At 69.3% G+C, this 12,718-nt stretch carries 2 protein-coding genes; both read left to right on the top strand.

All coding sequences use genetic code 11. From position 1 onward, the window contains the following. Positions 1 to 7: 7 nt before the first annotated feature. Positions 8 to 7,675 (top strand): non-ribosomal peptide synthetase, encoded by a 7,668-nt coding sequence (locus DZC73_RS29345; protein ID WP_268879069.1) that lies wholly within the window; start codon positions 8 to 10, stop codon positions 7,673 to 7,675. A 143-nt stretch (positions 7,676 to 7,818) separates the two neighbouring features. Then, positions 7,819 to 12,718 (top strand): non-ribosomal peptide synthetase (locus tag DZC73_RS29350; RefSeq protein WP_124543958.1); only part of this gene is annotated, 4,900 nt, incomplete at its 3' end.

Genomic DNA, 12,718 nt, shown 5'->3' on the forward strand with positions numbered 1-12,718 from the left:
CGTGGTGGTGGACCACGACAGCGTGCTGCAGCCGCAGCGGCTGAGGCAGCGGCTGCAGTCGCAGGGCGTGAACGTGCTGTGGCTGACGGTGGGGCTGTTCAACCAGATGGCGCAGGAGCTGGCAGATGTGTGGTCGCAGCTGCGCTACCTGATCGTGGGCGGTGATGCGCTGGATGCGCAGGTGATCCGCCGGGTGCTGGCCCAAGGCGGGCCGCGGCACCTGATCAACGGGTACGGGCCCACGGAGAGCACGACGTTTGCGATCACCTGCGAGATCGAGCGGGTGGAAGAGGGCGCACGCAGCATCCCGATCGGGCGGCCGATCGCGAACACGCGGGTGTACATCCTGGACGGGCGCGGGCAGCCGCTGCCGCAGGGGGCGGTGGGGGAGATCCACATCGCCGGAGATGGGCTGGCGCTGGGCTACCTGAACCAGCCGCAGCTGACGAGCGAGCGCTTCGTGGCGGACCCGCACGGGCCGGCGGGGCAGAAGATGTACCGGACCGGGGACCTGGGGCGGTACCTGGGCGACGGGAACATCGAGTTCCTGGGGCGCAACGACCACCAGGTGAAGATCCGCGGGTTCCGCATCGAGCTGGGTGAGATCGAGGCGAGGCTGACGCAGTGCGAGGGCGTGCGCGAAGCGGTGGTGCTGGCGCGCGAGGACAGCCCCGGGGACAAGCGGCTGGTGGCCTACGTGGTGGGCGAGCAGGCGGACAGCCAAGCGCTGCGCGAGCAGCTGGGTGCGCAGCTGCCCGAGTACATGGTGCCGCAGGCGATCGTGCGGCTGGATGCGCTGCCGCTCACGCCCAATGGCAAGGTCGACCGCAAGGCGCTGCCCGCGCCCGACGGCTCGGCCTATGTGGAGCGAGGCTACGAAGCGCCGGTGGGCGAGGTCGAGGCCACGCTGGCACGCATCTGGGCCGAGGTGCTGCAGCTCGAGCGCGTCGGGCGGCACGACAACTTCTTCGAGCTTGGCGGCCACTCGCTGCTCGCCGTCAGCGTGCTCGGCAAGATGCGCCGGCAGGGACTGCACTCCGATGTCGGCGCCATGTTCGCCGCTCCCACGCTCGCGGCGCTGGCCGCGACCCTGGATGCCGTCGGCAATGACGTGCAGGTGCCCACCCAGGTGATTCCGCCCGGCTGCGAGAACATCACGCCCGCCATGCTGGCGCTGGTCTCGCTGAACGAGGAGCAGATCGGTCGCATCGTGGCCACGGTGCCCGGCGGCGCCACGAACCTCCAGGACGTCTATCCGCTCGCTCCGCTGCAGGAAGGCATCTTCTTCCATCACTTGATGTCCGAGCAGGGTGACCCTTACCTGGATCACATGATGTTCACCTGCAGCGGACGCGACCACGTCGAGCGGCTCGCGCAGGCCTTGCAGGTGGTGGTCGACCGGCACGACATCCTGCGCACCGCCGTCGCCTGGGAGGGCATGCCCGAGCCCGTGCAGGTGGTGTGGCGCGCAGCACGGCTCGACGTCGAGGACGTGAGCCTCGATCCCACCGAGGGTGACATCGCGCAGCAGCTCCATGCGCTCTTCGACCCGCGCAGCCACCATCTCGACCTGCGCCGCGCACCCATGATGCGGCTGGCCGCCGCGCATGATCCGGTGCATGGCCGCTGGGTGGTGCTGTGGCTGTTCCATCACCTGCTGGTGGACCACACCGCCATCGAGCTGATGCAGCACGAGATGGAAGCGCACCTGATGGGCCGGCTGCACGAATTGCCTGCGCCCGTGCCCTACCGGAACTTCGTCGCACAGGCCCGCCACGGCATGTCGCGCGAGGCGCACGAGGCCTTCTTCTCCGAGATGCTGCGCGAGGTCGACGAACCCACGGCACCGTACGGCGTGCTCGACGTGCATGGCGACGGTGCCGGCATCGTTGAGGCCAGCCGGACAGTCGATGCGGCGCTCGGCGAGCGCTTGCGCGAACGGGCTCGGGTGCTCGGCGTGAGCACCGCGGCCTTGTGCCACCTCGCCTGGGCCATGGTGCTGCGGCGGCTTTCCGGCCGCGACGACGTCGTGTTCGCCACCGTGCTCTTCGGCCGCATGCACAGCGGCGACGGTGCGGACCGGGCGGTGGGGCTGTTCATCAACACCTTGCCGTTGCGCGTGCGCATCTCCTCGCGCACGGCCAGCGACAGTGCGCGCGACACCCACGAGGCGCTGGCGCAGCTCATGCGGCACGAGCACGCACCGCTGTCGCTGGCGCAGCGCTGCAGCGGCGTCGCCATGCCCACGCCGCTGTTCAGCACGCTGCTGAACTGCCGCCGCGTACTGCGCTCGCCGCAGGCGGCCGACGAACGTGCACAGCTGTGGGAGGGCATTGAATTCCTGCGCGCCGAAGAGCGCACCAACTACCCGGTCTGCCTCAATTTCAACGATTCCGGCGAGGGCTTCCAGCTCAACGCGCAAGTCCAGGTTCCCATGGATGCGCAGCGCATCTGCGGCTACCTGCACCAGGCGCTGGAGGGGTTGGTCGACGCGCTGGAACATTCACCCGCTGCGCCGGTTCGCGGCATCGAGGTGCTGCCCTCGATCGAACGCGATCAACTGCTGGTGCAGTGGAACGCGACGCGCACCGAGTTCCCGCAGGAGCGATGCATCCACGAGTTGTTCGAGGAGCAGGCCATCCAGCACCCCGATGCCGTGGCCATCGTGCACGGCAACGAGTTGCTGAGCTACCGTGCATTGAACGAGCGCGCCAACCGTCTCGCGCATCATCTGCGTGCGAGCGGCGTCGTGCACGAGGCACGCGTTGCCGTGTGCCTGCAGCGCGGCGTCGACATGGTGGTTGCGTTGCTGGCCACGCTGAAGGCCGGCGGTGCCTACGTGCCCCTGGACCCGGCGTTCCCGATCGACCGCATCGTCTATACCTGCCGCGATGCGGCGCCGGTGGCTGTGATCACGCACCGCGCCGCGGGCGATGAGGTGCATTCACGTCTACGCGAGGCGCTGTCGGCCCAGGGGGACGCTCCCGTGTTCATCGATGTCGTCAACGATGCCCACCAGTGGTCCGGTCAACCCGCCACCAGCCCGGCACCCGCGGCAAGCCTCACACCACAGCACCTCGCCCACCTGATCTACACCTCCGGCTCGACCGGCCGGCCCAAGGGCGTGATGATCGAGCACATCAGCGTGGTTAACACGCTGGCCGCCATGGGGCGCGTGCTGCGGATCGAACCCGCGGACCGGGTGCTGGCCCTGGCCACGGTGGCCTTCGACATTGCAGGCCTGGAGATCTTCCTGCCGTTGACCAGCGGCGCGAGCATCGTGATGGCCGATCGGGCCCACGGCCTTGATCCGTCGTCGCTGGCCGATCTGCTCCAACGGCACGACGTCACCTTGATGCAGGCGACTCCCACCACCTGGCGCATGCTGCTCGATTCCGGCTGGCAAGGCTCGCGGCGCCTGAAGGCGCTGTCGGGCGGCGAGGCGCTGTCGGCCGAAGTGGCCGCGCGATTGCTGCCCCGCGTGGAAACCTTGTGGAACGCGTACGGGCCCACCGAGACCACGATCTATTCCACCGCCGTCCAGGCGGGCCAGGGCGGGCGCCAAACCTGGGAACCCGGCTCCATCGGCCGGCCCTTGGCCAACACCCGGCTCTACGTGCTCGACACGCAGCACGAGCCGGTGCCAGTGGGCGTCGCGGGCGAGCTCTACATCGGCGGCGCCGGCGTGGCGCGAGGCTATTTCAACCAGCCGGGACTCAGCGCAGAGCGCTTCATCGACGACCCATTCGCAGGCGAGGCCGATGCCCGCATGTACAGGACCGGCGACCTGGCGCGCTACCTGCCCGACGGCCAGGTGGAGTACCTCGGACGCAACGACTTCCAGGTGAAGATCCGCGGCTTCCGCATCGAGCTGGGCGAGATCGAGACACGCCTCGCACAGCACCCGCAGGTGCGCCAGGCGGTGGTGCTGGCCCGCGAGATCGGCGGCGACCACCGGCTAGTGGCCTACGTGGTGGGTGACCATCCCGATGCACAGGCGCTGCGCGCCCATCTGCTGGCGGGCGTCCCCGAGTACATGGTGCCGGCCGCCTACGTGTCGATGGACGCATTGCCGCTGACGCCCAACGGCAAGGTCGACCGCAAGGCCTTGCCCGCGCCGGACAGCACGGCCTACCTCGCCCATGGCGACGAATCGCCGGTCGGAGAGACGGAGACGCTGCTCGCCGGGCTGTGGGCCCAGGTGCTCGGTCTCGACCGGGTCGGCCGTCACGACAACTTCTTCGAGCTGGGTGGCCATTCGCTGCTCGCCGTGAGCCTCATGGAGCGCATGCGCCAGGCCGGTCTGCCGGCCGACGTGCGCAGGCTCTTCGGCCACCCGACGGTCGCGGCGCTTGCCGCTTCCCTGGGCGACGACCGCGACACGGTGGCCGTGCCCGCGAACCGGATCGCCCCGGGCTGCGAGGCGATCACGCCAGACCTGCTGCCGCTGGTGGCACTGGACCCAGCCCACATCGACCGCCTGGTCGCCAAGGTGCCCGGTGGCGCGCCCAACGTGCAGGACATCTACCCACTCGCGCCGCTACAGGAAGGCATCCTCTTCCATCACCTGATGGGCGGCCCGGGCGATGCGTACCTGCTGCCGGCCGTGCTGGCCTTCGACACGCGCGAGCGCCTGGGCCAGTACCTCACGGCCTTGCAGGCGGTCGTCGACCGCCACGATGTGCTGCGCACGGCGTTCCATTGGGACGATCTGCCCCAGCCGGTGCAGGTGGTGTGGCGGCAGGCCCGCCTGTCGGTGGAGGAGGTGGCCGTGGACGCCTCGGCCGGTGATGTCGCGTCACAGTTGCGCGAGCGCTTCCACCCCAGCCGCTACCGCCTGCCGCTGGACCAGGCGCCGCTGCTGCGCGTGTTCATCGCGCCGGACACGGCCAACAACCGCTGGGTCTTGCTGCTGCTCTTCCACCACCTGTGCGCCGACCACACCACGCTGGGCATCGTGCAGCACGAGATCGAGACCCATCTCCTCGGAGCGTCGACCCAACTGCCGGCAGCCCAGCCCTTCCGCAACCACGTCGCGCAGGCGCGGCTGGGTGTGTCGAACGAGGAGCACGAGGCCTTCTTCCGCGCCATGCTGGCCGACGTGGACGAACCCACCGCGCCCTATGGCTTGACCGAGGTACTGGCGGGTGGATTCGAGGTCAGCGAAGCGCATGCCGAACTCGACACCGCCCTTGCGAAGCGGCTGCGCGACTGCGCGCGCGCGGCGGGTGTGAGCCTGGCCACCGTGTGCCACCTGGCCTGGGCGCAAGTGCTGTCACGACTGTCCGATCGCGACGACGTGGTGTTTGGCACGGTGCTGTTCGGACGCATGCACGGCGGCGCCGGTTCGGACCGCGCGACCGGCATGTTCATCAACACCTTGCCGATCCGCTTGCGCGTGGGCGAGGTGCCGGTCCGCGAAGCCGTGCAGCAGGCGCATGAACTGCTCACGCAACTGCTGCGGCACGAGCATGCACCGCTGGCCCTGGCCCAACGCTGCAGCGGCGTGAGCGCACCGGCGCCGCTGTTCAGCGCACTGCTGAACTACCGGCACAGCCCGATGGCGGCGCCCGGCGAAGCCGCGAACCCGTCGCAGCTGTCCGGCATCGAGATGCTGCACATGGAGGAGCGGACCAACTACCCGCTGTGCCTCAACGTCGACGACCTCGGCGCGGGCGTGCTGCTGACCGCGCAGACCCCGCCCACGCTGGATCCGCAGCGCCTGTGCGCCTACATGCGGCAGGCGCTGCAGGGCCTGGCCGGCGCGCTCGAAAGCACGCCGCATGCGCTGCTGCGTGACGTCGACGTGCTTCCGGCGCAGGAGCGGATGCAGTTGCTCGACGAATGGAGCATGGGCGCGGTGCGGGAGTCCGCTGAAGCCTTCCCGCACGAGATGATCCAGGCCCAGGCGGCCCGGGTGCCGCTGCATGCGGCGGTGGTGCAAGACGGCTGCACGCTGTCCTATGCCGATCTCAACACGCAGGCCAACCGCCTGGCGCGCCACCTGCGCCGCCTGGGCGTGCGGCGCGACAGCCGCGTGGCCATGTGCGTCGAACGCAGCGCGGACATGGTGGTCGGTCTCCTCGCGACGCTCAAGGCCGGTGGTGCCTACGTGCCGCTGGACCCGAGCCACCCTGTCGAGCGGCTGGCGCACATGATCGGCGACAGTGCACCAGCCCTCGTTCTGACGCATGCCGCCATCGGTGCCAGCGCGCAAACCCGATTGCTGGAAGCGCTGGAGGCGCGCAGCCCGGGCGTGGTGGTGGTTGACCTTTGCGCCGATTCCGGACGCTGGGCCGACGAAGCCGGTGGCGATCTCGGAGACGACCTCGTCCAGATGCATGCCGAGGACATGGCCTACGTGGTCTACACCTCGGGCTCCACCGGCGTGCCCAAGGGCGTGGTCAACACGATCGCGGGGCTCGCAAACCGGCTGACGTGGTTCGTCGATTCCGTGCTGCAGGCGCCGCCGGTGACCGCGTTCAAGACGACCATCGGCTTCGTGGACTCCGTCACCGAGACGCTGCAGACCCTCGCGGCCGGTGGCACGCTGGTGGTGGTGGACGGACCGACCGCCAAGGACCCGCTGCGCCTGGCGGCCGACATGCAGCGCAGCGGCGTCGACACGCTGGTGCTCGTGCCCTCGCTGCTGGCCGCCTTCATGCAGCTCGACGGCGCACCGCTGGATTCGCTCAAGACCCTCGTGTGCAGCGGCGAACGCCTGCCGCCCGCGCTGATGCACGAGGTCATGGCGCGCTATCCGGGCTTGCGGCTTTTCAACTTCTACGGGTCGTCCGAGGTCAACGGCGAAGCCACGGCCTTTGACTGCCGTGAGCCCGTGGCGTCCGAGGGATCGGTCATCGGGCGGCCGATCGCCAACATGCGCGTGGTCCTGCTTGATCATGCCGGCCGACCGGTGCCGGCCGGTGCCGTGGGTGAGCTGTACGTGGGCGGTCCTGGCCTCGCGCGTGGCTATCTCAACCGGCCCGACCTGACGGCCGAGCGCTTCATTGCCAACCCGTTCGCCGATGGACCTCAGGACAGGCTCTTCAAGACCGGTGACCTGGGGCGGCATCGGCCAGACGGGAGCATCGAGTACCTGGGCCGCAACGACTTCCAGGTGAAGATCCGCGGGCAGCGGGTGGAACTCGGCGAGATCGAGCAGCAACTGCTGCGGCATGGTCCGGTGAAGGAGGCCGTGGTGCTCGCCCGCGAAGACGAGGCGGGCGACCAGCGGCTCGTGGCCTACCTGGTGGCAGATGAGGCCATCGATGTGCGTGCCCTGCGCGAACACCTGGCCAGGATGCTGCCCGACCACATGGTGCCCGCGGCGTTCGTGCCGCTGGACGCACTGCCCATGACGGCCAGCGGCAAGCTCGACAGGCGCGCGCTGCCTGAACCCGGCGGCCACGCCTTCGTGACGCGCGGCTACGAGCCGCCCGTGGGCGAAGTCGAAGCGCTGCTGGCCCGCATCTGGGCCGACGTGCTGAAGATCGAGCGCGTCGGGCGGCATGACAACTTCTTCGAACTCGGCGGCCATTCGCTGCTGGCGATGAACGCGACGGCGCGCATGCGGGCCGCCGGGCTTCACGCGGAGATGAGTGCCTTCTTCACGGCACCGACGGTGGCTGCCTTCGTCCACGCGACACAGGTCGAATGGGAGGTCTCGCTGTAGGTTGATGACAGGCCGCGCGCCTACGCCTTTCCGTAGCCGGCGGGGCCGTCCGCATTGGTAGTCTGGCTTCTGACCCGGATGACTATGTGGGGGCTCGCGCCGTGACGCCGATCGAACTGCTGGCTCAGTTGCACGACAGGAAAGTGTCCCTCGCCGTCTCGGGCGGGGCCTTGGTGTTGAGAGGCAAGGGCGCCGCCCTCGAGCCATCGTGGCTCGATCTCATCGGCCGCCACAAGCCGGCGCTCATCGAGCTGCTCGAAAGCGAGGTCGATGTCGCTGCGCTGGGTTCGGTGCCGCCCAATCGCATCCCGCCGCATTGCGAGGCGATCACGCCCGACATGCTGCCGCTGGTGACGCTGACGCAGGCGCAGATCGATGACTTGGTGGCAGGCATCCCAGGCGGTGCGCCGACCGTGCAGGACATCTATCCGCTGTCGCCGATGCAAGAGGGCATCCTCTTCCATCACCTGGTCGCCAGCGGCAGCGATCCCTATGTGCTTCAGACCACCTACGCCGTGGAATCGCGGCCGCAGCTCGATCGACTGCTGGGTGCCTTGCAGGGCGTCATCGACCGGCACGATGTGCTGCGCAGCTCGGTGCATTGGCAAGGCCTGCCGCAACCGGTCCAGGTCGTGCGCCGGCACGTGTCGCTGCCGTTCCAGGAGCTCGTCCCCGAGGATGACGGCCTGGACGCGCGCGAGCGGCTTCAACGGCGCTTTGGCGATCGGCGCATCGACCTCAACAATGCACCGCCCATGTTCGCGGCGGCGTGCCGCGACGAGGCCAATTCGCGCTGGCTGCTGCTGCTGCTGTGCCATCACGTGGCCGTCGATCGTGTCGCGATGGACTTGATCCAGCGCGAGGTGCTGGCGTTCCTGGCAGGCACGGCGCCGTTGCTGCCGTCGCCCACGCCCTACCGTCAACACGTGGCACAGACGCGCCGCGGCAGCTCACGGCAGGAACAGGAGGCCTTCTTCCGCTGGATGCTCGCCGACGTGGAGGAGCCGACCGCACCCTTCGGCATGGTCGACCTGCAGGACGGTGGCGCGGTGGGCGAGGCGCTCGTCGACCTGCCGCCGGACCTCAGCGCGCGGCTGCGCGAGAGTGCGCAAGCCTCGGGTGCCAGCGTGGCCAGTCTTTTCCATCTGGCCTGGGCGCGCGTGCTGGGCAGCCTGAGCGGCAAGGGTGACGTGGTGTTCGGCACCGTGCTGCTCGGGCGCATGCAAGGCGGCGAAGACGCAGGGCGAGGCGTGGGACTCTTCGTGAACACGCTGCCGCTGCGTGTGAGGCTGGGGGTTCGCGTGAGCGATGGCCTCAAGGATGTGCATGGGACGCTGGCGCAGCTGATGCGTCACGAGCATGCGCCCTTGACGCTGGCGCTTCGCTGTAGCGGCGTGCAGCCGCCGACCCCCTTGTTCAGCACGTTGCTGAACTACCGGCATGGCGCGTCCTCGGGCAAGGCCGAGCCGGCCTGGAACGGCATCGAGGTTCTCGCCAGTGACGGGCGCACGAACTACCCGTTGATCCTGTCGGTGGATGACCGGGAAGAAGGCTTTGCGCTGACGGTCCAGGCCGCGGCAGACGTGGACGCCGGCCGCGTGTGCGGCTACATGCACGAGGCGCTGGAGCAACTCGCCAAGGCACTGCAAGGCGCTCCCGACACGCCGGTGCATCGCATCCAGGTATTGCCCGCAGCCGAACGCGAGCAACTGCTGGTGCAGTGGAACGCGACCGAGGCGGACTACCCCCGCCAGGCCTGCCTGCACGAGCTGTTCGAAGCGCAGGCCGGCCGCACCCCCGACGCATTGGCCCTGGACGATGGCCGCTGCGCACTGAGCTACGCACTGCTGAACGCGCGGGCGAATCGACTGGCGCATCACCTGAAGGCGCTGGGTGCGGGGCCCGATACGCGGGTGGCGCTGTGCGTGCAGCGCGATGCGGACATGGTGGTGGGCATGCTGGGCGTGCTCAAGGCCGGTGCGGCCTACGTGCCGCTGGACCCGCGCTACCCGGTGCAGCGCCTGGCGCACATCCTGGCCGACAGCACGCCCATGGCGGTGCTGACCCAGTCGGAGGTGTGGAGCGAGCTGGGAGATGCGCTGACTCCTTCTCTGGCCGGCAGGCCGGTGATCCGGCTTGACACCGAATCTCTGCCGGCCGCCGACCACAACCCGGGGCATGAGGCCGGCCCCGGGCACTTGGCCTACGTGATCTACACCTCGGGCTCGACCGGCCAGCCCAAGGGCGTGGCGATCGAGCACCGCAACGCGGTGAACTTCATCCACTGGGCCAGGCAGTCGTTCAGCGCCGCAGAGTTGAGCCAGACGCTGTGGTCGACTTCGCTGAACTTCGACCTGGCGGTGTACGAATGCTTCGCCCCGCTGGCCGTGGGCGGATGCGTGCACCTGGTGGGCAACGCGCTGGAGCTGGTGAGCCGGCCGCGGGCGGTGACGCTGATCAACACGGTGCCCTCGGCGCTGGACGCGCTGCTGCAGGCCCAGGCGGTGCCTGACAGCGTGCACACGGTGAACCTGGCGGGCGAGCCGCTCAAGCAGGCGCTGGTGCAGCGGGTGTTCGAGCAGACCAAGGTACGCCGGGTGTGCAACCTGTACGGGCCCTCGGAGACGACGACGTACTCGACCTGGGTGTCGATGGCGAGGGAAGAGGGCTTCAAGCCGCACATCGGCAAGCCCGTGGCGAACACGCGGGTGTACCTGCTGGATGCGCAGGGGCAGCCGGTGCCGCAGGGCGTGATCGGGGAGCTGTACATCGCCGGCGATGGCGTGGCCCGGGGCTACCTGAACCAGCCGCAGCTGACGAGCGAACGCTTCGTGGCGGACCCGCACGGGCCGGCGGGGCAGAAGATGTACAGGACCGGGGACCTGGGGCGGACCCTGGGCGACGGGAACATCGAGTTCCTGGGACGCAACGACCACCAGGTGAAGATCCGCGGGTTCCGCATCGAGCTGGGTGAGATCGAGGCGAGGCTGACGCAGTGCGAGGGCGTGCGCGAAGCGGTGGTGCTGGCGCGCGAGGACAGCCCCGGGGACAAGCGGCTGGTGGCCTACGTGGTGGGCGAGCAGGCGGACAGCCAAGTGCTGCGCGAGCAGCTGGGTGCGCAGCTGCCCGAGTACATGGTGCCGCAGGCGATCGTGCGGCTGGATGCGCTGCCGCTCACGCCCAACGGCAAGGTCGACCGCAAGGCGCTGCCCGCGCCCGACGGCTCGGCCTACGTGGAGCGAGGCTACGAAGCGCCGGTGGGCGAGGTCGAGGCCACGCTGGCGCGCATCTGGGCCGAGGTGCTTCAGCTCGAGCGCGTCGGGCGGCACGACAACTTCTTCGAGCTCGGCGGCCACTCGCTGCTCGCCGTCAGCGTGATGGAGCGCATGCGCGAGGCCGGCCTCGTGGCCGACGTGCGCCGCCTCTTCACCAGCCCGACCATCGCGACCATGGGCGCATCGATGGGCGACGAGGCAAGCGACGCACCCGTGCCGCCCAACCTCATCCCCGCGGATTGCCGGGCCATCACGCCGCAGATGCTGCCCCTCGTGCAGCTCAGCGAAGCACAGGTCGACCGAATCGTGGCCAGCATCCCCGGCGGCGCGGCCAACGTGCAGGACATCTACCCGCTCGCGCCGCTGCAGGAAGGCATCCTGTTCCATCACCTCATGAACAGCGAGGGCGACCCCTACCTGCTGCAGGCGGCCTACGGTTTCGAGCAGCGATCCATGCTCGACGCCTACATCGATGCACTGCGCCAGGTGGTGAAGCGGCACGACGTGCTGCGCAGTTCGGTGTTTTGGGAAGGACTGTCCGAACCCGTGCAGGTGGTGTGGCGCCACGCGGAACTTGCCGTGCAGGAAGTGCAGGCCGATGCCGGTGTGCAGGACGTGGCAGCCTGGTTGCAGGAGCGTCATGACCCGAAGCGCCACAGGCTGGACGTGCGCGAAGCGCCGCTGATTCGACTGACGGTTGCGCAAGACGCGAAGAACGGGCGTTGGGTGCTGCTGCTGATGCTGCACCACCTGGTGGGTGACCACGCCGCCCTGGAGGCGGTGCATGAGGAGATCGAGTCCCTGCTTCAGGCGCAGGCGCCGCTCGCGCAGCCCAGGCCCTACCGCGAGTTCGTGGCACGTGCCCGAGGCTCGGTGCCCCGGCAGGAGCACGAGGCGTTCTTCACGCAGATGCTCGCAGACGTGGACGAGCCAACAGTGCCGTTGGGCCTGTCGGACGTGCACGGCGACGGCACGCGCGTCGAGGAGTCGTCGCAGTGGCTGGACTCCGCGCTGGCCCAGCAGCTGAGGCAGGGTGCCAGGCGCCTCGGGGCGAGCGCGGCGAGCCTGTTCCACCTGGCCTGGGCGCGGGTGCTGGCCAGCCTGAGCGGGCGCGACGACGTGGTGTTCGGCACGGTGCTGTTCGGGCGCATGCAAGGTGCCCACGGCGGGCGCGGCGTGGGACTGTTCATCAACACGCTGCCATTGCGGGTGAAGCTGCAAGGGCAGGTGGGCGACGGCGTGAAGGCGCTGCATGAGACGCTGGCGCAACTGATGCGGCACGAGCACGCGCCCCTGTCGCTGGCGCAGCGGTGCAGCGGCGTGCAGCCGCCGGCGCCGCTGTTCAGCGCGCTGCTGAACTACCGGCACAGCGCGACCAGGACGACGGACAACCGGCCTTCGCGTGGCATGCACATGCTGGCGATGCACGAGCGCACGAACTACCCACTGATCCTGTCCGTCGACGACCTGGGAGAAGGCTTCGCGCTGACGGTGCAGGCCGTGGCGGGGGCGGACGCCGGGCTGGTCTGCGCCTGCATGCGAACTGCACTGGAGCAGCTGGCCAAGGCCCTGGCGGACTCGCCCGACTCGCCGGTGAACGAGCTCGACGTTCTGCCTGCATCGGAACGCGAACGCCAGCTGGTGGAATGGAACGCGACGGAGACGGAGTACCCGAGGCACGCCGGGGTGCACGAGCTGTTCGAAGCGCAGGCGCATCACAGCCCGAAGACGGTGGCGGTGGTGGACCTGCAAGGCGAGGTGAGCTACG

Source organism: Rhizobacter terrae (assembly GCF_003852895.1).
Lineage (GTDB): Bacteria > Pseudomonadota > Gammaproteobacteria > Burkholderiales > Burkholderiaceae_C > Albitalea > Albitalea terrae.